This is a genomic window from Propionivibrio soli (assembly GCF_025770765.1).
Lineage (GTDB): Bacteria > Pseudomonadota > Gammaproteobacteria > Burkholderiales > Rhodocyclaceae > Propionivibrio > Propionivibrio soli.
In genome coordinates this window covers 156397-182487 of record NZ_JANZKY010000008.1, presented here as the reverse complement: position 1 = coordinate 182487, position 26091 = coordinate 156397, and the positions used below count along the sequence as shown (strand labels likewise).

The window sequence follows — 26091 nt, the reverse complement described above, 5'->3', positions numbered from 1 at the left end:
AAAAGCCGAAGGTGGAAATCTCACACCTTCGGACTTTATGGCATCGACAGCGACGATCAGATTACTTTGTGTCGACGATTTTCTTCACCAGCGCCTTGAGTTCCGGGGTCGGGGCAAACTTGTCCCACACCGGCTTCATGACGTTGACGAATTCAGCCTTGTTGACGTCGTTGATGTACTGCGCGCCTGCTTTGATCGTGGCTTCCTTCGAAGCTTGCTCTTTCTTCGTCCACAGGTCGATATAGTACGGAACGGTTTCCTTCGCGGCGTCGCGGATGACCTTCTGTTCTTCCTTGCTCAAGGTGTCCCAGACCTTCTTCGAGAAGACCAAAACTTCCGGGGCCATCACGTGCTGCGTTTCGCTGTAGACCGGGGCCGCTTCGTAGTGCTTGGCGGTCTCATACGACGGATAGTTGTTTTCCGCCGCGTCGACGAGGCCGGTCTTCAGTGCCGTATACACTTCAGCCATGGGGATCGGCGTCGGGTTCGCACCCATCGCCTGCACCAGGCTTACCCAGAGGTCGGAAGGCTGAACACGGATCTTCATGCCCTTCACGTCGGCCAGGTTGCGAACCGGCTTCTTGGCATAGATCGACCGTGCTCCCGATTCCCACATCACCAATCCGACGAAGCCGGCCTTTTCGAAGGCAGCCAGGATTTCGTCGCCGATCGGGCCGTTGACGACCTTACGGAAGTGGTTAATGTCACGGAAGATGAACGGGAACGACGGGATCATCGATTCGGGAACGATGCCATGGAAGGCGGCCGTATTGACGCGCACCATGTCGAGGGCGCCAATCTTCACTTGCTCGACGGTGTCCTTTTCCGACCCGAGGGCGCTATTGCCGAAAACCTTGACGTTGTACTTGCCGCCGGTTTTCTGGCTAACGATTTCGCCGATCTTCTTGACCGTCATCACCGTCGGATAGTCGAGCGGGTGAACGTCTGCCGAGCGGAAATCGCGCGCATTTGCGGCGCCCATGGCAAATGCCGATGCCAACGCCACCCCCAAAACAGTCAACAGTTTCTTGTGCATGGTCTCCTCCTCTATAAGAAGCACATTATCAAAACGCTTTGAATAAAACCCGGGGTTGAAGGCCCTCTCCGCTCCCAGTAACGTCGGAATATACGCCAAGCAGAAACAGTGTTCAAGGTGTTTTTGAAACGCCGTTTCATTTTTGTTGTTATTGTCGCGAAGAGCCATTCCGGCAAGAACGGGCGGGAACGAACCGACAAAAAATGAACGAGTTAACCCCCGCGACGGCGCTCACCTCTCTCGGTTTTTTGACTGGCGAGTGTGAGCTTGCTTCCCCCGACGATGGTTACCCTACCATCTTGCGGCGCGATTATGTTGAGAGACGAGGATGCTTTCCAATGCTAAAAACAATGACCGTCATGCCTATTCGGTATGTGTTAGCCCTGTGTTAGCCGGGAAGGCGGTTTTCGTGCCGATACGCATGAACGACATCGAGCATCTCCCTGAGGAGCGGGGATTCCTCTCCTTTTCGATAGGCACAGTGCACGGCGATCGAGCACTCGACGGTTGCTTTCAATGGCCGATAAACCACTTGAGGAAGCTGCAGACTCAGTACGGATTCCGGGATCAAGGCGCAACCAAATCCCCCGGCCACCATGACGGCCGCGGCGATGAGGTCGGTAGCCTTCTGAACGACCATGGGTTCGAAGCGGTGATGCTCGAATAGCGCGTGCCCGGCGATGAATACGCTCTGGTCTTGCTCGCCGATCAGCGGTTGGTCGCGCAGATCATCCAGCGTTATCTCATGCTGACGGCTCAGCGGATGATTGGCGTTGAGTGCTACCCACAGCGGTTCGCGGCAGATGAGCTCTGTCTCGATGTCCGGCGAGTCAGGGAAATAGCGGTCGAACGCGATCAGGATTCTTCCTTGATGCAGGGCGCCGACCTGCCTTTGTTTGGCCGCGTTGTGCAGTACGACCTTGACGTCGGGATGGCTGGCGGTGAATGCGCTCAATATACGCGGCACGATGTTGAGCATTGCCGAACCAAAAACGCCGATATCAATCCGGCCGGCCTGCCCGACGGCCACTCGCCGGATCTGTTCCGTCGCGAGTTCAACGTGGGCGCTGATGTTGTGGGCATGGGCAAGCAGCGCCGTGCCGGCCTGCGTGAGTTCAACGCCCGCACTGTTGCGAATGAAGAGCTGAACGCCCAGTTCTTCCTCAAGGGATTGGATGTGCCGGGTGAGCGGCGGTTGCGTAATATGTAGGCGTTCCGCTGCGCGGCTGATGCTGCGCTCCTCCGCGATGGCAATGAAATACTTCAGCCGGCGAACATCCACCTGATCTCTCCCCCGCTATGGACTCGGCATCCTGCGGCGTGTCGGCCCGTCATTTGCGGCCTCGCACTGACCCGCTTAGGCAGTCGATAACCGGCACTTTTGCGCAGTCCTGGTCTCTTGCGCCTGGTTGCTGTTGAGGCAAACCACGTTCCATGAACTCGCTCGGGCCGTGGCGCGGCTGCCCCGCCACCCGCTGACCGCGATCGACTTATTTCCTCTCGATCAGCTCGATCTTGTAGCCGTCCGGATCTTCGACAAATGCTATCACTGTCGTCCCGTGTTTCATTGGGCCTGCTTCCCGGGTGACTTTCCCCCCGCGTTTCTTGATCAGGTCGCAGGTGGCGTAAGCGTCGTCGACCGCCAGCGCGATATGACCGAAGCCGTTGCCTAGTTCGTAGGACGGCGTGTCCCAGTTATGCGTCAACTCAATGACCGCGCCTTCGCTCTCTTCGCCAAAGCCGACGAAGGCCAGCGTAAATTTCCCTTCGGGATAGTCCTGGCGGCGCAGGACGCGCATGCCGAGAACTTCGGTGTAAAACTTGATGGATCGGTCGAGGTCGCCGACACGGATCATCGTATGTAGGATTCTCACGGGCTTTTCCTTTCTGTGAGCGTTCGGGCGCATGGCGCGCCTGAGTGACCAAGAGATTCTATCGCGCCTTCGTCTCAAGGAACCAGACGTCAGGGTTTCGACGAATCCCTCTTTCGACCAAAGTATGATCGCGGAGACGTTTCGTCTCATTTTGTGGCAAGGATCGGGATTCCCTTGCTCATCCGTCAAACAATTCGGGATAAAATTGTTCGCCTGCCAGGTCTTATCACCAGACCGCAACCGATCTTTATTTCGCCTCATTTCCTGGAGCAATCGACAACTATGAAACGAAATATCCTGGTTCTTGCACTGTCCTTGGCCGCTTTGGCAGGGTGTGGGAAAAAGGAGGAAGCGGCACCCGCCGCACCCGCAACCAGCGCTCCGGTGGCAGCCGCACCGGCGAATGCGGAAGAGAAGGTCCTCAATATCTATAACTGGGCCGACTACATTTCGTCCAACATGGTGGCCGATTTCGAAAAAGAAACCGGCATCAAGGTCAACTATCAGACATTCGAGAACAACGAGGGCCTGCATGCGAAGTTGGTGGCAGGCAATAGCGGATTCGACCTCGTCGTTCCGGGCGCTGTTTTCGCCAAGTCGCAGATCGACGGTGGCCTGCTGATGAAGCTGGATAAATCGAAGATCAGCAACTATGGAAACCTCGATTCGGCGATCATGAGCAAGCTGGCTTCGGTGGACGCGGGTAACGAATATCTCGTTCCGTGGGCCTGGAGCTACACGACGGTAGGCATCAATAAGGCCAAGGTCACCAAGGCTCTTGGTTCGACGCCCATGCCGGAGAACGCCTGGGATCTCGTCTTCAATCCAACGTATACCGAGAAACTGAAGTCCTGCGGCATTGCCTATCTCGACTCGCCAACCGAGGTGATACCGCCGGCCATGCATTACCTCGGCAAGAATGCGTATTCAAACGACCCAGCGGATCACAAAGCTGCGGGAGAAATGCTGGCCAAGGTTCGCCCGCACATTCGGCTATTCACGAGTACGATGATCGACGACTTGGCCGGGGGCAAAGCCTGCGTTGCGCTTGGTTGGGCGGGGGACATGAACATCGCGCGTAGTCGGGCGATCGAGAACAAGAGCGATAACCAGATCGAAGTTTTGCTGCCGAAGACGGGCGGCTTGATCTTCTTCGACTCGCTTGCCATTCCGAAGGACGCCAAGCATCCGAACAACGCGCATGCGTTCATCGACTATTTCCTGCGTCCTGAGGTGTCCGCTTCGCTGACCAACGAACTCTCGTACGCCACGGCGAACAAGGCGAGCATCGCCAAGGTGAAGCCGGAGATCGCCGAGAACAGGACGGTTTTCGTGGACGCTGCCAACATGGAGAAGATGGTCTCGCCGTCGAGTTTCAGCAACGAGGCACGCGAGTCGATGAGCAACGTCTACACGTTGTTTAAGAAAGGCCAGTAGCGCCGGACAAACCCGCTTCTCTTACAATCGTCGAAATGTAAACGGCTGTGCATTATCGTGGGGGTGATGCACAGCTTTCTTTTGGGCCGTACTTCTTTCCTTAGCGTGAGCACATAACCGTCATGAATCAACATGACTCGCACCCGTCCGGCTTCTTGCTGACAGAGAATCTGGTCAAGCGGTTCGATGATGTCGTCGCCGTGGACGACGTCTCCATCTCCATTCAGAAGGGTGAAATATTTGCGCTTCTCGGCAGTTCCGGGTGCGGCAAGTCCACACTGCTGCGTATCCTCGCCGGGTTCGAAAAGCCCACTGCGGGGAGGGTGTTGCTGAACGGCCTGGACATTGCATCGTTCCCGCCCTACGAGCGGCCGATCAATATGATGTTCCAGTCGTACGCATTGTTTCCTCACCTTAATATTTGGGACAACGTCGCTTTCGGGTTGAAGCGTGAAGGCATGCCGCCCGCGCAGATCAAGACACGCGTCGAGGAAATGCTCGAACTTGTGCAGCTCACGGCGTACGCCAAACGCAAGCCGCATCAGCTATCGGGCGGCCAGCAGCAACGGGTGGCGCTGGCACGCAGCTTGGCCAAGAAGCCCCAACTTCTGCTGCTCGACGAACCTTTGGGTGCGCTCGACAAGAAACTGCGGCAACGTACGCAGTTCGAGCTCGTGCACATTATCGAATCCGTCGGTGTTACGGTGGTCATGGTGACGCACGATCAGGAAGAGGCGATGACGATGGCGTCACGGATTGCCGTCATGAGTCATGGCCGGGTGTTACAGGTGGGGACGCCGCAGGAGATCTACGAGTGCCCGACCAACCGCTTCGTCGCCGACTTCATTGGCAACATCAACCTGTTTGATGGTCAGCTCAGCGTGGATGAGCATGATCGGAGTGAGATTACGATCGACCAGGGCGTCGTGCATATCGATCATGGCATTGGCGGTTCGATCGGGATGCCGCTGACGATCGCCGTGCGACCGGAGAAGATCTACATTTCGAAGACCCGCCCGAACGTCAACGTGAATCTCTTCAGCGGCAAGGTGCGCGAGATCGGTTATTTCGGGAGCTACAGTTCGTTCATCGTGGAAATGCAGGATGGGCGCACGGTGGTCGTCACCGAGCCGAACGGCAGCCGTCTGGAAAACATCGACATCACGTGGGACGACCGAGTCTTTTTTTGGTGGGACGAGGCCGACCCTGTCGTACTCACGCACTAGGAACGCTGCGTCATGAATATCCAACGATGGTTGCACGTGCATCCGGGCCGGCGTTTCGTTATCGGTGTGCCTTTCGTCTGGCTGCTCATCTTTTTTGTCGTACCGTTCCTGATCCTGCTGCGCATCAGTGTCACCGACATGGGCAACGGCGTGAATCCCTTCGCGCCGCTCATGCAGGCCGTAGACGGCTCACTGCATATCATGCTCAAGTACCAGAACTACCTCTCAATCTTCGAAGAGGTGGACAAGGGCAGCGGCGCCAAGGCATGGGGGCAGACGATCTATCTTGAAGCCTACCTGACCTCGCTCAAGTACGCCTGTTTGACGACGATCCTATGCCTCGTCATCGGTTACCCGTTCGCCTACTTCATCGCGCGCGCGAAGAAGAGCGTTCAACCGGCCCTGCTGATGCTCGTCATGCTGCCGTTCTGGACCTCGTTCCTGCTGCGGGTTTATGCCTGGAAGGGCATCCTGGCGGACCAGGGGGTCGTGAACAATGTGCTGGTATGGGCGGGTTTCATCCAGGAGCCACTGCAACTGCTGTATTCCGACGTGTCGATGCTCGTCGGAATGACCTATGTGTACTGCCCGTTCATGATCCTGCCGCTTTACGCGACGCTCGTGAAACTCGACTTCCGTTTGCTTGAAGCAGCGTATGACCTTGGCGCAAGTCCGTGGAAGGCGTTCTGGCTGATTACCGTACCGCTGAGCAAGGCCGGGATCATCGCCGGTTCGATGCTGGTGTTCATCCCGTGCGTCGGCGAGTTCGTCATCCCGTCGCTGCTCGGTGGCGCTGAGAACATCATGATCGGCCGTGTCGTCTGGGACGAGATGTTCAGCAGCAACAACTGGCCGCGCGCGTCGGCGCTCGCCGTGGTGATGATCCTCTTCATTCTGGTTCCGATGGCCGTCTACAACCACTATGGCGCGGAACGCGAAGCTGCCGGGAAGGAATAATATGAAGACCTCCTCGAGCCAGGCGCTCTTGCGTTTACTTCAGGCGCATTTCGGTAAGCTGTGGCTGCTTGTCGTTTACCTGTTCCTCTATGGGCCGCTGCTTTTCCTGATCCTCTTTTCCTTCAACAGCACGCGGCAGGATGCCGTATTTACAGGCTTTTCGACGCGCTGGTATGAGGCCTTGCTCAACGATTCACGTTTGGTCGGCGGCTTCTTCCTCTCGCTCAAAGTCGCGGTAATCACCGGCACGCTGTCGACGATCCTCGGCACGTTCGCCGCCTTCGTGCTCGTGCGCTATCAACGTTTTCGCGGCCGGTCGTTATTCTCGGGACTGGTCAGCGCGCCACTCGTCATGCCTGAAGTCATCATCGGGCTCTCGTTGCTCTTGCTGATGGTTGCCGTCCAGCACGCGATTGGCTGGCCGGAGCGCGGCGCAACGACGATCGTGCTTGGCCACACCTTGCTCGGCATGGCGTATGCCACCGTCGTCGTCGCCGCGCGGCTGCGAGAAATGGACCGGACGATCGAGGAGGCGGCGATGGACCTCGGCTGCCGCCCTCTGCAGGTTTTCTTCCTGGTCACATTGCCCAACATCCTGCCGTCGCTGGTTGCCGCGTGGATGCTGACCTTCACGCTCTCGTTCGACGACGTGGTCATTTCCGAATTCCTTTCCGGGCCCGGCGTCACGACTTTGCCGCAGGTCATCTTCGGCTACGCGCGGCGAGGCGTTAATCCCTCGATCTATGCAGCGGCGACCATCCTGATCCTCACCGTATCGACAGGCATTATTGCCTACAGCATTCTCACCATGCGCGCACAACGCCGTCGCGAGCGGGATGCGCAAGCGGCCGTTCTAGCCGAGATTCGTTCGGTCGAGGAGAATGTGGGGACGGCCTAAGCCGCCGAGGCCGGCAGGCCTGTCTACTAAATGCCTAATGTGGCTACCAGTGCGGACACTGTGCCGCGAGCGTCTTCAACTCGTTGCGCGCGGCCAGATAGTCCGGGAAAAGCCGACCGACCAGCGCCCAGAAGCGCGGTCCGTGGTTCATCTCGCGCAGATGCGCGAGTTCGTGGGCGACGACGTAGTCGATGACGTGCGGCGGAAAGTGAATCAGCCGCCAGTTGAGCCGGATGCCCGTTCTCAGGCTGCAACTTCCCCATCGTGTACGTGCCGATGTCAACGAGAGCCTCGGTACGGTGACGCCGAGTCTGGGGGCGTGAAAACTGAGGCGCTCGGCGAAGAGCGCCATGGCGCGTGTTCGCAGCGCCTTTTCGAGCAACTGGCCGGCACGCGTGGCATCGGTCGGATCACGCAGGCAGAGCGTCAGGATGCGGCCGGCGTGCTCATTCCAGAAGGCACTGTTGCGCCCGAACGCGAGGCGAAGCTCGAGTGGTTCTCCGAGGAAGGGCAGCCGGGCGCCGTCGGCGATGCGCAGCTTCTGAGGCACCCGCCGGCTGCGCCATTCATCCAGTTTCTGCGCGACCCAGTCGGCATGTTGCCGGATCAGCGATTCGACTTCGGAAAACGAGGCGGAGCGTGGGGCGCCGACCCGCAGACCGCGGTGGTCGATCGTCAAGCCGATCGTACGCCTCCGGGCGCGCCGCAGCACATAGGGGACGATGCGGTCATCAAGAGTAATCGTGCGCCGCGATTCGTCGGCCGCGAGCGGCTTTTCCTCGGCCAGCGGCAGATCAAGTTGCCACGACATTCTCTGCGGCAGCGTAGCGGTGCGGTGAGAGGCGGCGCATTTCGCCTTCGATCCATTGTTCGGCAAGCAATGTCACTTCTTCAGCGCTTTTCCCGGCGGTATCGATGGCCGGGCCGATGCTCACGGTGATCAACCCGGGCTTCTTGACGAAGGCGTTGCGCGCCCAGAATTCGCCCGCGTTGTGCGCAACTGGAACGGCTGGAACGGCCGCGCTGACCGCCAGTTGCGAGCCTCCACTCTTGAAGCGCCGCGTTTCGCCGGGCGCCATCCGCGTTCCTTCCGGAAAGACGATAACCCAGTAGCCGGCACGGAGACGGTCCCGACCCTGCTTGACCACCTGCCGCAGCGCATTCTTGCCGGCACTGCGGTCGATCGAAATCATCTTGATCGCAGCGAAGGCCCAGCCGAGGAAGGGAATCAGAAGTAGCGACTTCTTCAGCACGAAGACGAGCGGCGGGAAAATCGCCTGTAGCCCGATCGTTTCCCACGCCGACTGATGCTTCGCGAGGACGACCGACGGGACGGTGGGAATGTTCTCGCGTCCGATGACCCGATAGTCGAGGCCGAGCACATACTTGCAAAGAGCCATGAAGCCGGCGCGCCAGACGGCGATGATACGGAAACGCCAGGACATCGGGAGGACGACCGCCAGCGTGACGAGCAAGCCGGCGGGGGCGGTAATCAGGGTGGCGAGCAGAAGAAAAACGGTCGAACGAATGAACGCCGTCATGGTTTCTTGTTCAGGATATGCTCGACAGCAGCCGCGAGATCGGCGAAAACAAGGGTGTCCGGCGGCAGTTCCTCGGTCGCCCGCGTCTTTTCGCCTTTTCCGGTGAGCACCAGGATCGGCATTGCACCGACGGCGACAGCTGCTTCCAGATCGCGGAGAGAGTCACCGATCGCCGGGACACCGAGCAGACTGATGTTGAAGCAGCCGGCGATGCGTTCCATCATCCCCGGCTTGGGCTTACGGCAGTTGCAATTCGAGTCGGCTGAATGCGGGCAATAGAAAATCGCTTCGATACGGCCGCCGAGTTCCTGCACCGCCCGGTGCATTTTCCCGTGCATCGCATTGAGCGTGTCCATGTCGAACAGGCCACGCCCGATACCGGACTGGTTGGTGGCGACCACGACGCGATAGCCGGCCTGGGTCAGTTTGGCGATGGCCTCAAGGCTGCCCGGCAAGGGCTTCCATTCGGCCGGACTCTTGATGAAGTGTTCAGAGTCGTAGTTGATGACGCCGTCGCGATCCAGGATGACGAGTTTCATACGCCGAGCTTCGAGATATCCGCTACCGCATTGAGTTGATCGAAGAGCGCCTTGAGCAATCCGAGTCGGTTGGCGCGCACAGCAGAATCATCGACGTTGACCATCACCTTGTCAAAGAAAAGGTCAACCTCGGCCCGCACCGAAGCCAGCGCCTTGAGCGCCTCGGTATATGCTTCGTCCGCTACGCGCTTGCCCACGACCGGCGCAATTTCCTTGACGCGCGCGTTGAGCGCTTTTTCCGCCTCTTCGCTGAAGAGCGATTCCTGTGGCGCACCGAACGAACCCTCGGCCTTCTTCAGGATATTGCCGATGCGCTTGTTGGCGGCGGCCAGCGCTTCGGCCTCCGGCAGCGCCTGGAAATCGCGGACGGCTGACAGCTTCGCCGGTACCCGGTCGATGCGCGTCGGTCGCTGAGCGAGGACGGCTTCTATGGCATCCTGGGCGTGGCCAGCGTCTCTGAGCAAGCCGCGCAGACGGTCGAGCATGAAGTCGAGCAGCGGTTCCGCCACGGGCTGCTTCAGGACTCCGTCGGCAAAACCCGCTTGCGCGTCGGCGATCAGTTCCGCAAGGTCGAGCGGCAGCGGTGTTTCCATCAGAATGCGTAGGACGCCGAGCGCGGCGCGGCGCAGCCCGAATGGGTCCTTGTCGCCGGTCGGGATCTGGCCGATGCCGAAAAAGCCGGCCAGCGCGTCAAGCTTGTCGGCGAGAGCCGCCGCGCAGGCAATCTCACCCTGCGGCAGTGCGTCGCCGGCGAAACGGGGCTGGTAGTGGCTCTGGACGGCGTCGGCAACCTGCTTGTCCTCGCCGTCGTGCAGCGCATAGTAGCGGCCCATGATGCCCTGCAACTCGGGGAACTCACCAACCATGTCGGTAACGAGGTCCGCCTTGGCGAGTTGCGCCGCGCGTCCTGCGAGCGAAGCGTTCGCACCGAGCCGGACGGCGATGCGCTGAGCGAGTTCTTCCAAGCGTTCGACACGTTGCAGAACCGAGCCGAGCTTGTTGTGATAGACGACGCCGCCCAGCTTGTCGAGGCGCGAGGCGAGCGCATGCTTGCGGTCCTGGTTGAAGAAGAAGCGGGCGTCGGAGAGTCGTGGCCGTACGACGCGGGCGTTGCCGCCGACGATGTGCTTCGGATCGTCGACCTGCATGTTGGAGACGATCAGAAATTTGTTGAGCAGCTTCTTCGACGCATCGAGCAGCGGGAAGTACTTCTGATTCTGCTGCATTGTCAGGATCAGACACTCCTGCGGCACGTCGAGATACTCGGACTCGAATTCGCCGACGTAAACCACCGGCCATTCGACGAGCGAGGTGACTTCGTCGAGCAAGCCTTCCGACGGATTGATCGCCGCCTTGAGTTCGGCCGCCTTGGCGTCGAGTTGTGCGGCGATTTGCGCCTTGCGTTGCGCGAAGTCGGCGATCACCTTGCCTTCTACCTTGAGCGTTTCGGTGTAGCTGTCGGCGTCCTTGAGAGCAATCTCGCCCGACGACAGAAACCGGTGCCCAAGCGTGGTCGCCTGGCTCTTCAGGCCGAGGACTTCGCCCGGCACGAGTCGGCTTCCGTGCAACAACACGAGCCCATGTACCGGGCGCACGAATTGATGATCGGAGTCGCCCCAGCGCATTACTTTCGGAATGGGCAGCTTCTTCAGCGCGTCACCGACGATATCGGCGAGCACGTCGTCGAGCGCAACGCCTTTCACGGTGGCTTCGTAGAACAGCGCTTCAGCCTTGCCGTCCTGGCGCTTTTCGAACTTGGCGATTTCGGAGGCCGGAATTCCCTTGGCTTCGAGCTTCTTGAGCAACGCCTGGGTCGGCTGGCCGGTGGCATCGAGTGCAACGCTGACCGGCATCAACTTCTCCGTCACCTTCGCGTCCGGCGCTACGGCGACGACTCCGGGGATCTGGATCGCGAGGCGGCGTGGCGTGGCGAACCACTTGAACGCCGCGCCCGCGGAAAGCAGCTTGCGCGCCGCGAGACCCGCGTGAATCTGGGCAGCGAAGACTTCGCCGAGCCGTGAGAGCGCCTTCGGCGGCAGCTCCTCGGTAAGGAGTTCGACAAGAAGGGTAGCGGTGGTCATGTTATTTTCCCTCCCCGGCGCTCTTGCACATCGGGAAACCGAGCGCTTCGCGGGAGTTGTAGTAGGACTGGGCGACTTCGCGCGCAAGAGCACGCACGCGGCCAATGTACGCGGCGCGCTCGGTGACCGAGATCGCACCATGCGCGTCGAGCAGATTGAAGCAGTGCGAGCACTTCATGACCTGTTCGTACGCCGGCAGGGCGAGTTCGAGGCCCATCAGCCGCTTGGCTTCGGATTCGTGGTCGCTGAAGTGGCGGAAGAGCATCTCGACATTCGAATACTCGAAGTTGTATTTCGACTGCTCGACCTCATTCTGGTGATAGACGTCGCCGTACGTCAGGCGATAACCGGGGCCTTCGGCCCACACGAGGTCGTAGACGTTTTCGACGCCCTGCAGATACATGGCGAGGCGTTCCAATCCGTAGGTGATCTCACCGAGGACCGGCTTACAGGTCAGCGAGCCGACTTCCTGGAAATAGGTGAACTGCGTGACCTCCATGCCATCGAGCCACACTTCCCAGCCGAGGCCCCAGGCGCCGAGGGTCGGCGATTCCCAGTCATCCTCGACGAAGCGCACGTCGTGTTCCTTCAGATCGATGCCGAGCGCTTCGAGCGACTGCAGGTAAAGATTCTGGATGTTGTCGGGCGAGGGCTTCAGGACGACCTGATATTGGTAATAGTGCTGCAGACGATTCGGGTTTTCGCCGTAACGGCCGTCCTTCGGCCGGCGGGACGGCTGGACGAAAGCGGCATTCCACGGCTCGGGACCGATTGCGCGCAGGAAGGTCGCCGTATGAAACGTCCCGGCGCCGACTTCGATATCGTAAGGCTGCAGCAGCGCGCATCCTTGTTTGCCCCAGAAGCTCTGGAGACGCAGAATGACATCCTGAAAAGTGGGCATGAATGAATGGTCTTGTAAAAGCAGAAATAAACGCCGATTTTACTTGCTTTTGAGGCCGATCAGATAGCGCAAGGCCACGCGCGGCATTACACCGACGTGTTTGTCAGGCACGCGACCGGTGCCGGCCGGATCGATTCAAGACAAGGCGTTCGGCTGGCCAACTTATTGGCGCGGCCGAAGCGCAAGAAACAGCGGAAAACTGAAACGGGCTAGAACGAGAGCGTCATCGCGGTGCGGTATTGGCCGCCGGCGGCCAATTGCGGCGCACGTTCTGCAACGTCGCCGCGTTCAACGCAGATGTAGCCGACGTGGTTGCCTTCGCCGAGGTCGGGAACGTTCTTGTCGTTGGACCAGGCGTTCCAGACCACGGCGCACTTCGCCTTCGAGTCGATCTGGAAACGACCCTCGGGCGCTTCCACGGTTTGCCGGTCGGCGACGTCGAGGTAGATGCGATCGGTGACGGCGCTGATCGTCACGTCGCCCTGCTGCGATTTGCGCGCAAAATTGTCGGTCTTGTCGATGTACGTATTGCCCGAGAGCCCGGACACGCGCACTTTGGCGACATCACTGACCGAGAAATAGGTGTGGAAAGCGAAGGCCAGCGGCGCGGTCTGGGCGCTGCGGTTATTCACGGTCATATCGAGCTTGAGTTCCTCGCCGATCAGCATCTCGAAGCGGAAGGCGTAGGCGTAGGGCCACAGCGGGCTCGTCGTTTCGTCGCCCGCGAGTTCGAACACCAGGCGGGTGGCGCCAGTGGGCAGGGTTTCGGCGTCGGAAAGCGTCCACGGGAGGGTGCGCGCGAAGCCATGCATGCTCTTGCCATCGGGGCCCGGGCCGAACCACGGCAGGCAGAGCGGTATTCCGCCGCGGATCGGCATTCCGTCCGCGAGCACGCATTTCGGGGAAACCCATAGCATCTCGCGTTGCCCGGTCGGGCGGAACGCCATGACGTGTGCTCCTTGCAGCGCGATCACCGCACGCGCCAACCCGTTTTCGACGACGAGCATGGGCAAGCCAGCGTCGGTCTCTGCGTGCAGGGCCGGGTAAAGCTCCTTCGAGTTGACGACCTTCAGACCGGCTTTGGCGAGCAGTTGTTGAAAATCGGCTTGGCTTGGCATGAGTGCTTCTCCTTTCTGATGAGGAAGATGGCGCGTGGCGTTTAACGCCCGCGCGGTGGCCGGTCTGGTCACCGGGCCCTTGCGCGCAGAAGGATAACCCCGATGAGCACCAGTGCGAAAGCGACGACCAACCAGTTACCCCAACGTACGTAGGGTGTGGCACCGGTGTGCCCTTGAACAACGCCGCGCAGAGCGCCGCGTGTGAAGGGGGCGAGGGCTGTCTTTACGCGGCCATCGGGGAGAATGATCGCCGTCATCCCCGTGTTCGTGGCGCGCAGCATGACGCGGCCTGTCTCCAGTGCACGCAGGCGGGCTATCTGCAGATGCTGTTGCGGCGCCAACGAATCGCCGAACCAGGCGACATTCGACACGTTGGCGAGTAGCGTGGCTTCCGGCAAGGCGCGAATGATCTCTTCGCCGAAGGCGTCTTCGTAGCAGATGTTCAGAGCCAGATGCTGCCCGCCGATAGCCATCGGGCTCTGCGGCAGCGAACCCGGCGTGAAGTCCGACATCGGGATGCTGGCGAGTTTGAGGAACCAGCCGAACCCCGGCGGGACAAACTCCCCGAATGGGACCAGGTGGGCCTTGTTGTAGCGTTGCGGCGCCGAGTGTCCGATGCTCACGGCCGAGTTGGTGTAACCCGATTCGTCGCGTACCGGAATGCCGAACACCACATCACCGCGCGGGCGTTCGGCGAGTGCCTTCATCGCCTCGATGTACTCGCCCGGGATCTGGTCGAGAAACGCTGGCAGCGCCGTTTCCGGAAGCAGCGTAAGTTGCGCGGGGTTGTCGCGCGCGAGTTCGTAATAAGTGCGCAACGACTCATAGAACCGTTCCGGGCGCCATTTGAGGTCCTGCGCGACATTGCCCTGCAAGAGCGCGACGGTGACGGGTTCCCCTGAAGGATGCGTCCACCGAACTTCACGCAGGACGCCGCCACCGGCCCATAGAACGACGACGAAAGCGGCCAAGCCGAGCAGGCGGAAACGGTACGTTGTACGGGCTCCGCACCTTGTGTTGTGACGCCAGGCAAGTGTCATCTCGCCAAGTGCGGCCGCCGTTGCGGCGGTTAGGAACGAGAGGCCGAAGACTCCAATGATCGGTGCGTAACCGGCGAGCGGGCTGGGCGGCGTCTGCGCGTAGCCTACCGCGAGCCACGGAAACCCCGTGAATATCCATCCGCGCAGCCATTCGGTCGTCGCCCACAATGCGGCGAAAAGGGTTATGCGCTGCACCGCGTCCGGGGGCCGACAGCGCACGAAAACGGCACCAACCAGCGCGGGGTAAAGCGAGAGAAAGGCGCAGAACAGAAGAGTCGCCAGCCCCGCGAGCGGCGCGGCCATGCCACCGAAGACACTCAGACTTACGTAGACCCAAGACACCCCGGCGAGAAAGAACCCGAGGCCGAACGCGCCACCTATGGCTGCACCTTTCTTTGCCAAGGTCAGCCGATTTTCCCTACGCTCGGACAGGCTCTCGGCATCGCGCATCAGCAGCGCATAAAGAGCAGCGAGCGTAATCGCGATCAGCGGAAACCAGCCAAAGGGGGCAAAAGCAAGGACGCTGGCCGCGCCGCATCCACCGGCAAGAAGAAGTGGTACGGCTGAATGCAGCTTAGGCCGCTGCATCGGCCGCGGGGAGGATGGTGACGATCAGGCTGTACAGGCGGCGGCTGTCGGCGCGCTGTACGCGGAAGAGCAAACCGCCGAGTTCGACGGTTTCGTTGCGTTTCGGCACGCGGCCGAGATGATTCAGGATCAAGCCGCCGACGGTATCGCATTCCTCGTTGCTAAAGTGCGTTTCGAACGCCGCGTTGAAATCCTCGATCGCCGTCTGAGCCTTGACGCGGTAACGGCCGGTCTGGTCGAGGCGGATGTTGCCTTCGTCTTCATCGAAATCGTATTCGTCTTCGATATCACCGACGATCTGCTCGAGGACGTCTTCGATCGTGATCAACCCGCATACGCCGGCATACTCGTCGACGACGACCGCCATGTGGTTGCGCGAAACGCGAAACTCGCGCAAAAGGACATTCAGCCGCTTCGATTCGGGGATGAAAACCGCTGGGCGCAGCCATTCGCGCAGGCGGAACCGGTCCTCCGACTGGATACGCAGGAGATCCTTGGCGAGCAGGATGCCGATGATGTTTTCGCGATCTCCATCGATGACCGGAAAGCGCGAGTGGCCGGTTTCATTTACGTAAGCGACGATGTCTTCGAGCGGATCGTCGATCGAGACGACTTCCATTTTTGCCCGCGGCACCATGACGTCGCGGACACTGACTTCAGAGGCGGCAAGTGCGCCTTCGGTGATCGACAGCGCGTCCGCGTCGAGCAGATTGCGCTCGTGAGCCGAGTGCAGTAGAGCGATGAGTTGCTCCCGGTCCTCGGGTTCGCGCAGGAGAAGGGAAGAGAGGCGTTCAAAAAAGCTTGGTCTGTCGGTTTCCATTAAGGCAGGTTAGTACAAAGACGGAGGATCGGGCGGCAAAGCGGGATTCGTGGCCCCTTACTCCTGATCCGCCGAATAAGGGTCAGCGTAGCCCAGCGCGGTCAGGATGCGGCGCTCGTGATCTTCCATGACGCGAGCGTGTTCCGCGCCAAGTTCATGATCGTAGCCCTGCAGATGCAACACGCCGTGAACGATGAGGTGCGCGTAGTGGGCTTCCAACGGTTTACCTTGCTCGGCCGCTTCGCGTTCGACAACCGGCGCGCAGACCAAGAGATCGCCTCGGACCACCGGCTCGGCGTCGTAGGGGAAGGAGAGCACGTTGGTCGCATAGTCCTTGCCGCGATAGTCGCGATTCAGCTGCTGTCCTTCTTCGGCATCGACGAAACGCACGGTGATCTGCCCGCCGCGCGGACCGTCGACATCGAGCGCCGCACGCGTCCAGGCGCGAATCTGCGGGCGCGCCGGCAGGTCGGCATGGCTCGCGTACTGCACCGACAGGTCAAGGCGACGGCTGATCATTTGTCACTACCACTCTCAAGTGCCGCGGTATGCGCTTCGTATGCCGAAACAATGCGCGCGACGAGCGGATGGCGAACCACGTCTTCCTTCTGGAACTCGGAAAAGGCGATTCCGCGCACGTCCTTGAGAATCAGCCGCGCTTCGATCAGGCCGCTCTTCTGCCCGCGCTGCAAATCGATCTGCGTCACGTCGCCGGTCACCACCGCCTTAGCGCCGATGCCGATGCGGGTGAGGAACATCTTCATCTGCTCGGGCGTCGTGTTCTGCGCTTCGTCGAGAATGATGAAGGCGTGGTTGAGCGTGCGTCCGCGCATATAAGCGAGTGGGGCGATCTCGATCGCACCGCGTTCGAAGAGCTTGCCAACCTTGTCGAAACCCATCAGGTCATAGAGCGCGTCGTACAGCGGTCGCAGGTACGGGTCGACTTTCTGCGCCAGATCGCCGGGCAGGAAACCCAGCCGCTCGCCCGCTTCGACGGCGGGGCGGGTTAGCACGATGCGCTGCACCAGTTCGCGCTCGAAGGCGTCGACGGCAGACGCTACGGCGAGATAGGTCTTGCCAGTGCCGGCCGGTCCGGTACCGAAGGTGATGTCGTGTTCCTGGATGTTCTTGAGGTACTCGACCTGTCGCGGCGTGCGCCCGTGCAGTTCCGTCTTGCGCGTCATCAGCGCCGGCGATAGCGCGACGGATGGCGTTTCCTTGCGTCCTGGGCGGTTGATCAGTTCGATCAGGCCGAGCTGAATTTCGTCGACCGACAACGGTTCCTTCGCCTGGGCGTAAAACATCTGCAACGCTTCGGAGGCGCGGGAGGTCTGTTCGCGCTCGCCGCGCAGGGTAAAGCGTTCTCCGCGGCGAGCGATCGATACATCGAGCGCTGTTTCGATCTGGCGCAGGTTCTCGTCGAGCACGCCGCACAGGTTGGCGAGCTGCGTATTATCAACCGGCGAGAGCAGGAGCTCGACGCCGCGGGGAGTGCCCGTGGATTTGGCGTTCATTCTTCCTTGATCACGATTTCGCCGCGCAGCGAATGCGGCATGGCGCCAGTGATGCGGACGTCGATGAAACGATGGATGAGGCGGTGGCTGTTGGCGGAGCCACCGTCGAAATTAACGACGCGGTTATTGTCCGTACGTCCGGCAAGTTCGTTGTCGTCCTTCCGCGATAAACCTTCGACCAGCACGCGCTGGACGGTTCCCACCATCGACTGCGAGACCGACTGCGCTAGCTCTTCGATACGCTGCTGCAGGCGCATTAGGCGCTCCAGATGCACCTCGCGCGGCGTGTCGTCAGAAAGCTCGGCCGCCGGCGTGCCGGGCCGTGGGCTGTACAGAAACGAGAACGACGCGTCGAAGCCGACGTCATCAATCAGCTTCATCGTCTTCTCGAAATCCTCCGCCGTTTCGCCGGGGAAACCGACGATGAAGTCAGAGGACAGTGAGATATCCGGCCGCGCGGCGCGCAGCTTGCGCACGAGACTCTTGTACTCGATCGCCGTGTAACGGCGCTTCATGGCCGCGAGAACCCGGTCCGAACCCGATTGCACGGGTAGGTGCAGGTGGGACACCAGTTTCGGCACCTTCGCGTAAATGTCGATCAACCGCTGCGTAACCTCTCGCGGGTGGGACGTCGTATAGCGGATGCGCTCGATGCCGGGAATCTCGGCAATGTATTCGATCAACAGAGCGAGGTCGGCTGTCTCTTCGCCGGACATTGCACCACGGTAGGCGTTCACATTCTGTCCGAGCAGCGTTACCTCGCCGACGCCTTGAGCGGCAAGGCCAGCCACTTCGGTCAGCACATCGTCGAACGGTCGCGAGACTTCGCCGCCGCGCGTGTACGGGACGATGCAGAACGAGCAGAACTTGCTGCAGCCTTCCATGATCGAGACAAACGCCGCGGCACCATCTACCTTGGCCGGCGGCAGATTGTCAAACTTCTCAATCTCCGGAAACGACACGTCAACCTGCGACTTCCCGATGCGCCGGCGTTCGGCGATCAATTGCGGCAGGCGGTGTAGCGTCTGCGGGCCGAAGACGACGTCGACATACGGCGCGCGGGCAACGATCGCCGCGCCTTCTTGGCTGGCCACGCAACCGCCGACCCCGATCACCAGGTCCGGCTTGGCCTTCTTCAGCAGACGTACGCGGCCGAGGTCGTGGAAAACGCGCTCCTGGGCTTTCTCGCGCACCGAGCAGGTATTGAACAGGATGATGTCGGCGTCTTCGGGAGTGTCGGTCTTGACGATCTCTTCGGAAGCCGCGAGCACGTCGGCCATCTTGTCCGAATCGTACTCGTTCATCTGGCACCCGAAGGTGCGGATGAACAATTTCTTTGCCATGTAGCTAGATCAGTTTTATTGAAGCGCCGAAACTTCGGTGGGATTGAGCATCCAGACGCGGAAAACGGCTCCAGACATGTCGGTGAGATAAACGACCTTCTTGGTCTCCTGAATCGTCATCGGCATGACGATCAGGTTCTGCTGGCTCCGAAACTGCACACCGGGTGCCAGGCGCCACGATTTGTTGTCGATCACGATTGAGCCGTCGCCTTTGGGCGGATTCATCGTGCCCGTCTTGGCTTCCGGCGGCAGTTGCCGTGTCGCAATATACGTATCGTACTGAGCAGCCGTCGTGCCCGCTCCTTGGGTGGCGGTTTCGATGATCGCGCTGACGATCGAAGCAACGAGAGAGGCTGGTATCGGCATGGCGCCATTATAGACAAGCTTTCCTGCCTTGTGGGCAAGGGGGTGCTTGACCCACCCCCTGACCCAACCCTATAATTCCGCGCCCTACTGGTGATGTAGCTCAGTTGGTTAGAGCGATGGATTCATAACCCATAGGTCGGCAGTTCAATTCTGCCCATCACCACCAAGAACACGAAAACCCGCTGATTCGTCGGCGGGTTTTTCATTTCTGGCCTGGAATGCGGCCTTTTTCCGACAGATTCGGCGAGGTTTCGCCTCCTCCTCAGCCCTTCGGCTTCCCGGAACGCCTGGGTATGAGAGAATCGTTCAATAGACAACTTTCCAATGCGGGTTTGCCATGGCGTACAAAGTTTTTGTGGATGGGCAGGAAGGCACGACGGGCCTTCAGATCAACGAATACCTCGCGAAGCGGGTCGATATCGAGGTGTTGAAGATCGACGCCGACAAGCGCAAGGATTTGGGCGAACGCCGGCGGTTGATCAATGCTTCCGACGTGACGTTCCTGTGCTTGCCGGACGAGGCGGCCAAGGAGTCGGTGAGGCTCGTCGATAACCCGAACACCTGCGTCATCGACGCGTCGACCGCGCATCGCGTCAATCCGTCCTGGACCTTCGGGCTGCCAGAACTGGCGAAGGATCAGCGGGCGAAAATTCGGGCCAGCAAGCGCATCGCGAATCCGGGGTGCCACGCGACGGCTTTCATTCTCGCGCTCCGCCCGCTTGTCGCTTCCGGTCTGCTGCCGGCGGACACGCAAGTCGCCGCCAATTCGATTACCGGTTTTTCCGGCGGCGGCAAGAAGATGATCGAGCACTACCGGAGCCCGCAACGCATCGACGCGCCGCGTCCGTATGCCCTTGGCCTCACGCACAAACACTTGCCGGAGATGCAGACGTACGCCGGGCTTTCCGTCGCCCCGATCTTCCAGCCGATTGTCGGTCCGTTCTACAAAGGCCTCGCCGTTACGGCCTTCCTGCATCCGAAGCAGTTCGCGCGCACCGCGACACCGGCCGACGTGCAGAAGATTCTTGCCGACTATTACGCGGGGGAAGCTTTCATCCGCGTCGCGCCGACTGACCTCGAAGCCAACACGGAGGGCGGTTTTTTCAATGTCGAAGCGAACAACGACACCAACCGCGTCGACCTGTTCGTGTTCGGCACCGCCGAACGCATGCTCGTCGTCGCGCGTCTCGACAACCTCGGCAAAGGGGCTTCGGGTGCGGCCGTGCAATCGATGAACGTCCATCTGGGCGTCGACGAAAGCCTCGGCCTCGTCTGAACGGAAGGCGAGTTCCTTACGATCAGCAAGCGGAACGCAGGGCGCGGCACAAGGCGACGAGGAACTCCGACGCTGACGTCCGCGCTGAGTAGTCGGCGAATTCCGTCAGGTTCGTCTCGCCGGGATTGACTTCAACGACCAGCGCGCCGGCATCCTTGGCCAGCACGGCGAGGCCCGCCGCCGGTTGCACGACGCCGGACGTGCCGATGACGAAGAAAACGTCGGCGGCAAGGGCTGCGTCCGCCGCACGTTCCAGGGTCTCGCTATCCAGCGCCTCACCGAACCAGACGATGTCCGGGCGTACGAGCGCGCCGCAAGAGGGGCAGCGTTCCGGAATGACATCTTCCCATGGCGCCGCGAAACCGCACTGCCGATGGCAACGGATACGCTTCACCGTGCCGTGCAGTTCGAGCACCGAATGGCTGCCCGCTTCTTGGTGGAAGCCGTCGATATTCTGTGTGATGACGAGAACCTCGGCGGGCGCAAGCAGCGCTTCGAGTTCCGCGATGCATCGGTGACCGGCATTGGGTGTCGCTCCGGCGAGCCGGGAACGAAGGTCGTTGTGCCAGGCCCATACCTTTGCCGGGTCGCGGTAGAACCCGTCGATGCTGGCCACGGCCATCGGATCGACGTCCGCCCATAAGCCGTTTCCGGTGTCGCGAAAGGTCGGGATGCCGCTCTCCGCCGAAAGCCCGGCGCCGGACATGATCGCGACTCGCTCCGCTGCGCGCAGCGGACGGACGATTTTCTCCAGATCTTCTAAGGAAACGTTGGCTGGTTGATCGAGGAGCATGGTGAGAGTTTCCGTAATGCGCAATCTACGCGCGGCTACTGATCGGGTCGGCTGAGATTCGCAGCCCATCGCCGCGATAACCGCCGAGTCTTCGCTGGTTCGCTGCGTTGGTGCCTTGCCTGGCCTTGCTCACCGCCTGCGAACGGCGGGATCGAACGAAATCGGCGCATTCGGCCGGCGGCAGCGGTTTGCTGAAGAGGAACCCCTGAAACTCGGAACAACCGAGCGCTTCGAGCAACGTACGCTGCTCTTCGTTTTCGACGAACTCGGCGATGATCCGGATGTTTTTTTTGCGACAGAGATGGGCGATGGTGCGGATGATTTCCTGGCAGCTCGGGTTGCTCTGGACCTCGCGTGTTAGAGAGCCGTCGAGCTTGATGCCGTGGATGACGAACCGGCGCATGTAGAGCAGCGAACTGTAGCCCATCCCGAAGTCGTCGATTGCCAGTCGAATTCCGCTTCGCGCCAACTGCTCAAGTGTCTGAGCGGTCGTCTCGTTGTGGGCGATGGTGCGGCTCTCGGTGATCTCGAGTTCGATCGCCCCGGCCGGCAATGCGTGGCGCGAGAGGATCAGAAGGACGCGATCGGCGAACCCGGGTTCATTGAGCTGGGTCGGCGATATGTTGATCGACATGACGACGCCGCGCGCGACGCCCTCGGAGCGCCATTGCCGCAGCTGCCCACATGCTTCGTCGATGACCCAGTCGCCGAGCCGGCAGATCAGGTTGGCTTCCTCGGCGAGCGCGATGACGATATTCGGAGGAATGCGGCCGAAGGCGCCGTATTCCCAGCGTAGCAGCGCTTCCAGCCCGACGACGCTTCCTCGTTGGTCAACCTGCGGTTGATACATGAGCTGTATTTCACCGCGCGAAACGGCGTACCGCAAATCGTTCGCTAATCGCCGCGCCTGCGATCCGACGGGATCGCGGCGTTCGAGGATGCCCGAATGCTGATTGAGGCAGGATTCCTCCAGAGCGTCGAGCAAGCGCTGAAAATCGCGCCGCCGTTCCTTGAACGTGTGTTTTTGCGCGGCCCGCACGAAAGGCGAATAAATGAGCACGCCGACAAACAGGTTGAAGAACTGCAAGATCGCGCCATGCCACGACTGCGCAGCAAGGTAACCGCCGATTCCGAACGGCGTCGTCCAGTTCAGAGATTCGCGTACCACAGGGATCCAGCCCGACGCACAAGCGAAATAGCTGATGATGGTCAGGGCAAGCGGCGTCACGATGAAAGGCAGCAGGAACGCCGGGTTGAAAATTACGGGAAGGCCGAAGACGGCCAATTCGCTGACGTTGAACAGGGCAGGAGCGAGGCCGACACGGGCGAGCCGATTCTGGTTGCTTCCCCGCCAATGAATGAAGATGGCGACCAGCAATGCGAGCGACGTACCCGATCCTCCCATAAAGACATAGATATCGAGAAACGACTTGGTGAAAACCTCGACCGGCTGCCCTCCTGTCGCGAGAACGGCTGCGTTGGCCATTTCGGCCGTCTGGAAGTAGTGCTGTTCGATTGGCGCCAGAACATTATTGCCGTGGATGCCGACGAACCAAAGCAACTGACTGATAAAGTTGAAAAGCAGCGCGCGCGCGAGTCCGGACTGCAGGGGATCGAACAGCGCTAACAACATATTTTCGAAGAGCGTCATCAGGGGTTTGTCGGCCAGCCCTAGAATCAGCCGCGCGATAAGAAAAACGCCGATCGTGAAAAATGCCGGGAAGAACGAATGCAGGATGCCGGGAAAAATCGGGTCGGCATCGTGTGCGATCCATCCCCAACGGGAACGTCGGCCGGCCGCGAGCCGAAGGAATATTTCAGTGGCGCCGATGGCGACCAGCAACGAAGGAAAGACGAAGTGTGGTCCGAAGAGACTGCCTTCCGAATTGCCGTCGAACGGCGCGACGAGTACCAGGAAACAGAGCAAGGCAACGATTGCCGGCATCATCGGCTGCACGTCGTGGCAGCAATCGGTCTGTCGCTGAGCGGCAAGCGAATGGCTGACGGTCATCGTCAGACAGAGCGAAACGAGGCCGAATACCGCGTCACCTGCATGCAGGAACACGCCCTGCCACGCGTGCAGCGGACCCCTTATCAGGCTCTCGGGCAGCGCGAGGTTTCCGAGCACAAGCGATACCGCCCCAATCATGACGAGCGGAAGCAAGAGCAGGAACCCGCGCCGAACCGCTGAAAGATGCTGAGACTCCTCGAGCTGCGCGATCAATTTGGCATAACCCGGATACGCCTTGCTCATCGGTGGAGCTTTCGGGCGGCAATGCCGCTTAATCGAACAGTGCACGCATTATGCCCGCATTATCGTCGTGTGGACACGTAATACAACAGCTCTCTGCTGGAAACTACTTGGGGCTGCGTGTTGCCGACTCCGTCGGCTTTTGCCCTGGGGCCCAATGCCGACGGTAATGGCTCGTGGAATCAAATCGAGGCCCGATTTTCGGCGATCGTTACGCTTTTCGTGGGAAGGGGTGTTGCCGTGAAAGCAGCAGGGACGCTTGTGCGGCGCAAACTGTCACGTATCGTGACAGCGGTACCAGCCCCCAAACGAAACAACTTCCACCCTGACGATCCGTGTCTAGAATGGCCCATATAGCTATTCTTCTTGTCTCATGGGGAGGCTCGTCATGTTCTCGTTTCTTTCCAGAAAAGGCCAGGCGACCGAGCAGAAGAGTGCCCGGACGGCGGTTTCCGGACGTTTCGATGCAGAAGCACCGGCGGCCGTAGATGTCCTCGATGGCGGGCTGTTCGTAGCGTTCGTGCCGCCGTACGCCAACTTCACAGCGACGGCCGATCGCCTTGCCATGGCCGTGGCCGGGAAAGGGGCCTCGTCGCCTTCCTTTGTAGCCGTTTCATCGTCCGGCGCGCTATGCAGTCGCGCAGAGGGTGGGTCGACGTACTGCGGCGCCGACGCAAAGGACCGCGAAGGCAGTTATCTCCAGCTTGGCGGCGAGTTGATTGCAAGTACGGAAGTTTTTGCCGTCGATCTGAAGCCCAAGGAAGGCAAGACTGTCGCCGAACGGGTGCGCGCCGTCGCCGCCGAACTTGAGCGCGTTCGGCCAACGATGAAGATCAACGCGCAGGATACGTTCTGCCTTGTGTTCATCGATGGTTTGAGCGCGTCCGAAGGCTTCCTGATGCGCGCCTATTACGAGTCAGGGCGTTTTCCTTGTCTCGCGATCGGTGGTAGTGCAGGGGGCAAAACGGACTTTTCTGGAACCTACATCCACGCTCGCGGGCAAACGCTGAGCGGCCACGCCGTACTGATTTTCTGCAAGGTACGGCCCGGTGTGCGTTTTTCACCGTTCAAGACTCAGAATTTCCAGCCGGTACAGGCAAACTGGCTGGTTGCCGATGCCGACCCCGTCCTGCGCCACGTGCGTACCGTTTTCGCCAAGGACGGAACGACGATTCGTTTCATCGATGCGCTGGCGCAACATTTCGGCTGCTCCGCGGGCGAAGTTGCGGGGCGATTGCAGGGGCACACCTTCGGGGTGCAGGTCGGCAAAGAAATGTTCATCCGTTCAGTAGCGGCGATCGAAGAAGACCACACGGCTTTCTTCTGTGATATCGAGTTCGGCGATCGGCTGCACCTGCTGCGGCAGACCGACTTCATTGAAACGACGCAAAACGAATGGCGAACGTTCGCCGCCTCTCACGGCGCGCCGATCGCGATCTTGCTCAATGACTGCATTCTTCGGCGTCTGGGCAACGGCGGTGCGCTCGGGAAAGCGGAGTTCTTCAGGGGTATGCCGGCGGCGGGTTATTCGTCGTTCGGTGAAGTGCTCGGCATCCCCATCAACCAGACGTTGTCGGCCCTCGTGTTCTTTTCCGAAGGCCCGGGTTACGCGGACGCCTTCATGGACGCCTTTCCCGTGCATTACTCGTCGTTCGCCTCGCATTACTCGCAACGCTCGCTACGTCGTTGGGAGACGCTGAGCGAGATGCAACGTGGGATGGTCGACCGCGTGGTCGATTACGAGCGCACGATCCAGCCGGTCATCGACGTGCTGCCGGCGCTGGCCGAAGGGTTCAAACAACAATCGGGGAGCATGCTCAAGGCATTGGATTTGATCGGCAACGTCGGCGGGACGGCGAAGCAATCGCAATCGTCCCAGATCAACCTGGGCAGCGGGCTCGACGACCTGGAACGGCTCTCCAAGGACATCAGCGGGATCACGGGCGGCATCGGGCAGATTGCAGACCAGACCAACCTGTTGGCGCTCAATGCCGCGATCGAAGCCGCTCGGGCGGGCGAAGCGGGGCGCGGCTTCGCGGTCGTGGCGGACGAAGTGCGCAAGCTGGCACAAGCGGCCAAAGATCAGGCGGAACGGACGGGCTCGAGCATCCAGCAGGCGGTGACGACGATTTCTTCGATTCGCCAGACGGCCGATACGACGCTCGAATCGATGAACCGGCTAATCGCCGCCAGCGAAGAAGCGGCGAAACAGGTACAGGTGATGGCCTCCGATGCGGCGCGCGAACACGAGCACTTGTCGGGGAATCTGAAGAACACCGACCAGTTGACGCAAGGCATTGTCGTGCTCAACGACCTGGTGGGCCGCCTGAACCAATTGCAGGAGATGGCGCGGAAGCTGTAGCGACGGAGGCCGACTTTCGGTGCCGCCTGGAGCGGGGGGCGTAACGCCTTCTCGCAGTAGACTGAAGAGGGCCGACCGTCATGCGTGACAACCAGAACATGCGGGTGCTGTCAGCTGCGGTGCAGCCCAT

Annotated in this window: 23 protein-coding genes and 1 tRNA gene; 7 read left to right on the top strand and 17 right to left on the bottom strand. The window is 60.4% G+C overall.

The annotated features are described in order from the left end of the window. Nucleotides 1-61: 61 nt before the first annotated feature. The 3 genes from NZ453_RS11385 to gloA all read right to left on the bottom strand — a co-directional run bounded on the left by NZ453_RS11385 (nt 62) and on the right by gloA (nt 2910). Entirely contained in the window at nt 62-1036 is a 975-nt protein-coding gene (locus NZ453_RS11385; protein WP_263770701.1) for a TRAP transporter substrate-binding protein, read from the bottom strand. A gap of 388 nt (nt 1037-1424) precedes the next feature. Then, entirely contained in the window at nt 1425-2318 is an 894-nt protein-coding gene (locus tag NZ453_RS11380) for a LysR family transcriptional regulator (RefSeq protein ID WP_263770700.1), read from the bottom strand. A 208-nt stretch (nt 2319-2526) separates the two neighbouring features. Continuing rightward, nucleotides 2527-2910, bottom strand: coding sequence for a lactoylglutathione lyase (gloA, locus tag NZ453_RS11375; RefSeq protein ID WP_263770699.1), 384 nt, complete (start codon nt 2908-2910; stop codon nt 2527-2529). A 282-nt stretch (nt 2911-3192) separates the two neighbouring features. Between gloA and NZ453_RS11370 the strand changes: the two genes are divergently transcribed. From NZ453_RS11370 to NZ453_RS11355, 4 genes are all read left to right on the top strand, one after another. Beyond that, the gene (locus tag NZ453_RS11370; RefSeq protein ID WP_263770698.1) at nt 3193-4347 is read left to right on the top strand and encodes an extracellular solute-binding protein; all 1155 of its coding nucleotides are present in this window, start codon (nt 3193-3195) and stop codon (nt 4345-4347) included. Nucleotides 4348-4469: 122 nt separating this feature from the next. Next, nucleotides 4470-5573 carry an ABC transporter ATP-binding protein gene (locus NZ453_RS11365; RefSeq protein ID WP_263770696.1) on the top strand — a complete coding sequence of 368 codons (1104 nt, stop codon included), beginning with the start codon at nt 4470-4472 and terminating at the stop codon, nt 5571-5573. Nucleotides 5574-5585: 12 nt separating this feature from the next. Beyond that, a complete protein-coding gene (locus tag NZ453_RS11360; RefSeq protein WP_263770694.1) occupies nt 5586-6530 on the top strand; it encodes an ABC transporter permease in 945 nt (314 codons plus the stop codon). Between the two features lies 1 nt (nt 6531). Further along, a complete protein-coding gene (locus NZ453_RS11355) occupies nt 6532-7428 on the top strand; it encodes an ABC transporter permease (RefSeq protein ID WP_263770693.1) in 897 nt (298 codons plus the stop codon). A 43-nt stretch (nt 7429-7471) separates the two neighbouring features. Here the strand turns inward: NZ453_RS11355 and NZ453_RS11350 are convergent, their stop codons facing one another. The 12 genes from NZ453_RS11350 to NZ453_RS11295 all read right to left on the bottom strand — a co-directional run bounded on the left by NZ453_RS11350 (nt 7472) and on the right by NZ453_RS11295 (nt 19279). Then, nucleotides 7472-8239 (bottom strand): M48 family metallopeptidase, encoded by a 768-nt coding sequence (locus NZ453_RS11350; RefSeq protein WP_263770692.1) that lies wholly within the window; start codon nt 8237-8239, stop codon nt 7472-7474. Continuing rightward, nucleotides 8223-8969, bottom strand: a complete 747-nt coding sequence (locus tag NZ453_RS11345) for a lysophospholipid acyltransferase family protein (RefSeq protein WP_263770691.1) — start codon at nt 8967-8969, stop codon at nt 8223-8225. Before NZ453_RS11345 ends, NZ453_RS11350 begins: the two co-directional genes overlap by 17 nt. After that, the gene (gmhB, locus tag NZ453_RS11340) at nt 8966-9508 is read right to left on the bottom strand and encodes a D-glycero-beta-D-manno-heptose 1,7-bisphosphate 7-phosphatase (protein WP_263770690.1); all 543 of its coding nucleotides are present in this window, start codon (nt 9506-9508) and stop codon (nt 8966-8968) included. The genes NZ453_RS11345 and gmhB overlap by 4 nt, the downstream gene beginning before the upstream one ends. Continuing rightward, nucleotides 9505-11589 carry a glycine--tRNA ligase subunit beta gene (gene glyS / locus NZ453_RS11335; RefSeq protein WP_263770689.1) on the bottom strand — a complete coding sequence of 695 codons (2085 nt, stop codon included), beginning with the start codon at nt 11587-11589 and terminating at the stop codon, nt 9505-9507. Before glyS ends, gmhB begins: the two co-directional genes overlap by 4 nt. 1 nt (nt 11590) lies before the next feature. Beyond that, a complete protein-coding gene (gene glyQ, locus NZ453_RS11330; protein WP_263770688.1) occupies nt 11591-12490 on the bottom strand; it encodes a glycine--tRNA ligase subunit alpha in 900 nt (299 codons plus the stop codon). A gap of 209 nt (nt 12491-12699) precedes the next feature. Beyond that, nucleotides 12700-13608, bottom strand: a complete 909-nt coding sequence (locus tag NZ453_RS11325; protein WP_263770685.1) for a D-hexose-6-phosphate mutarotase — start codon at nt 13606-13608, stop codon at nt 12700-12702. A 68-nt stretch (nt 13609-13676) separates the two neighbouring features. After that, entirely contained in the window at nt 13677-15236 is a 1560-nt protein-coding gene (gene lnt, locus NZ453_RS11320; RefSeq protein ID WP_263770684.1) for an apolipoprotein N-acyltransferase, read from the bottom strand. After that, on the bottom strand, nt 15223-16056 hold the full coding sequence (locus NZ453_RS11315) for an HlyC/CorC family transporter (protein WP_263770683.1): 834 nt from the start codon (nt 16054-16056) through the stop codon (nt 15223-15225). The genes lnt and NZ453_RS11315 overlap by 14 nt, the downstream gene beginning before the upstream one ends. Before the next feature lie 57 nt (nt 16057-16113). Then, entirely contained in the window at nt 16114-16575 is a 462-nt protein-coding gene (ybeY, locus tag NZ453_RS11310) for an rRNA maturation RNase YbeY (protein WP_263770682.1), read from the bottom strand. After that, entirely contained in the window at nt 16572-17570 is a 999-nt protein-coding gene (locus NZ453_RS11305) for a PhoH family protein (RefSeq protein ID WP_263770681.1), read from the bottom strand. The genes ybeY and NZ453_RS11305 overlap by 4 nt, the downstream gene beginning before the upstream one ends. After that, on the bottom strand, nt 17567-18913 hold the full coding sequence (miaB, locus tag NZ453_RS11300) for a tRNA (N6-isopentenyl adenosine(37)-C2)-methylthiotransferase MiaB (RefSeq protein WP_263770680.1): 1347 nt from the start codon (nt 18911-18913) through the stop codon (nt 17567-17569). The genes NZ453_RS11305 and miaB overlap by 4 nt, the downstream gene beginning before the upstream one ends. Before the next feature lie 15 nt (nt 18914-18928). Continuing rightward, nucleotides 18929-19279, bottom strand: a complete 351-nt coding sequence (locus NZ453_RS11295; protein ID WP_263770679.1) for a hypothetical protein — start codon at nt 19277-19279, stop codon at nt 18929-18931. Nucleotides 19280-19368: 89 nt separating this feature from the next. Between NZ453_RS11295 and NZ453_RS11290 the strand changes: the two genes are divergently transcribed. After that, nucleotides 19369-19445, top strand: a tRNA-Met gene (locus NZ453_RS11290). A 171-nt stretch (nt 19446-19616) separates the two neighbouring features. Then, nucleotides 19617-20555 carry an N-acetyl-gamma-glutamyl-phosphate reductase gene (argC, locus tag NZ453_RS11285; RefSeq protein WP_263770678.1) on the top strand — a complete coding sequence of 313 codons (939 nt, stop codon included), beginning with the start codon at nt 19617-19619 and terminating at the stop codon, nt 20553-20555. A gap of 22 nt (nt 20556-20577) precedes the next feature. Here argC and NZ453_RS11280 read toward each other — a convergent pair whose 3' ends face one another. Together NZ453_RS11280 and NZ453_RS11275 are read right to left on the bottom strand one after the other, a co-directional pair. After that, a complete protein-coding gene (locus NZ453_RS11280; protein WP_263770677.1) occupies nt 20578-21348 on the bottom strand; it encodes an SIR2 family NAD-dependent protein deacylase in 771 nt (256 codons plus the stop codon). A 25-nt stretch (nt 21349-21373) separates the two neighbouring features. Then, nucleotides 21374-23602: an EAL domain-containing protein gene (locus tag NZ453_RS11275; protein WP_263770676.1), complete on the bottom strand. Its 2229-nt coding sequence runs from the start codon at nt 23600-23602 to the stop codon at nt 21374-21376. Between the two features lie 385 nt (nt 23603-23987). On the opposite strand from NZ453_RS11275, the gene NZ453_RS21945 reads away from it, so the two are divergent. Next, complete coding sequence (locus tag NZ453_RS21945; RefSeq protein WP_275983152.1) at nt 23988-25961, top strand: methyl-accepting chemotaxis protein; 1974 nt, start codon at nt 23988-23990, stop codon at nt 25959-25961. The last annotated feature ends 130 nt before the right edge of the window (nt 25962-26091 follow it).

Coding starts and splice junctions, on each gene's coding strand:
- NZ453_RS11385 (WP_263770701.1), bottom strand. CDS start 1,036: ATGCACAAGAAACTGTTGACTGTTTTGGGGGTGGCGTTGGCATCGGCA.
- NZ453_RS11370 (WP_263770698.1), top strand. CDS start 3,193: ATGAAACGAAATATCCTGGTTCTTGCACTGTCCTTGGCCGCTTTGGCA.
- NZ453_RS11365 (WP_263770696.1), top strand. CDS start 4,470: ATGAATCAACATGACTCGCACCCGTCCGGCTTCTTGCTGACAGAGAAT.
- NZ453_RS11360 (WP_263770694.1), top strand. CDS start 5,586: ATGAATATCCAACGATGGTTGCACGTGCATCCGGGCCGGCGTTTCGTT.
- NZ453_RS11355 (WP_263770693.1), top strand. CDS start 6,532: ATGAAGACCTCCTCGAGCCAGGCGCTCTTGCGTTTACTTCAGGCGCAT.
- NZ453_RS11350 (WP_263770692.1), bottom strand. CDS start 8,239: ATGTCGTGGCAACTTGATCTGCCGCTGGCCGAGGAAAAGCCGCTCGCG.
- NZ453_RS11345 (WP_263770691.1), bottom strand. CDS start 8,969: ATGACGGCGTTCATTCGTTCGACCGTTTTTCTTCTGCTCGCCACCCTG.
- gmhB (WP_263770690.1), bottom strand. CDS start 9,508: ATGAAACTCGTCATCCTGGATCGCGACGGCGTCATCAACTACGACTCT.
- glyS (WP_263770689.1), bottom strand. CDS start 11,589: ATGACCACCGCTACCCTTCTTGTCGAACTCCTTACCGAGGAGCTGCCG.
- glyQ (WP_263770688.1), bottom strand. CDS start 12,490: ATGCCCACTTTTCAGGATGTCATTCTGCGTCTCCAGAGCTTCTGGGGC.
- NZ453_RS11325 (WP_263770685.1), bottom strand. CDS start 13,608: ATGCCAAGCCAAGCCGATTTTCAACAACTGCTCGCCAAAGCCGGTCTG.
- lnt (WP_263770684.1), bottom strand. CDS start 15,236: ATGCAGCGGCCTAAGCTGCATTCAGCCGTACCACTTCTTCTTGCCGGT.
- NZ453_RS11315 (WP_263770683.1), bottom strand. CDS start 16,056: ATGGAAACCGACAGACCAAGCTTTTTTGAACGCCTCTCTTCCCTTCTC.
- ybeY (WP_263770682.1), bottom strand. CDS start 16,575: ATGATCAGCCGTCGCCTTGACCTGTCGGTGCAGTACGCGAGCCATGCC.
- NZ453_RS11305 (WP_263770681.1), bottom strand. CDS start 17,570: ATGAACGCCAAATCCACGGGCACTCCCCGCGGCGTCGAGCTCCTGCTC.
- miaB (WP_263770680.1), bottom strand. CDS start 18,913: ATGGCAAAGAAATTGTTCATCCGCACCTTCGGGTGCCAGATGAACGAG.
- NZ453_RS11295 (WP_263770679.1), bottom strand. CDS start 19,279: ATGCCGATACCAGCCTCTCTCGTTGCTTCGATCGTCAGCGCGATCATC.
- argC (WP_263770678.1), top strand. CDS start 19,617: ATGGCGTACAAAGTTTTTGTGGATGGGCAGGAAGGCACGACGGGCCTT.
- NZ453_RS11280 (WP_263770677.1), bottom strand. CDS start 21,348: ATGCTCCTCGATCAACCAGCCAACGTTTCCTTAGAAGATCTGGAGAAA.
- NZ453_RS11275 (WP_263770676.1), bottom strand. CDS start 23,602: ATGAGCAAGGCGTATCCGGGTTATGCCAAATTGATCGCGCAGCTCGAG.
- NZ453_RS21945 (WP_275983152.1), top strand. CDS start 23,988: ATGTTCTCGTTTCTTTCCAGAAAAGGCCAGGCGACCGAGCAGAAGAGT.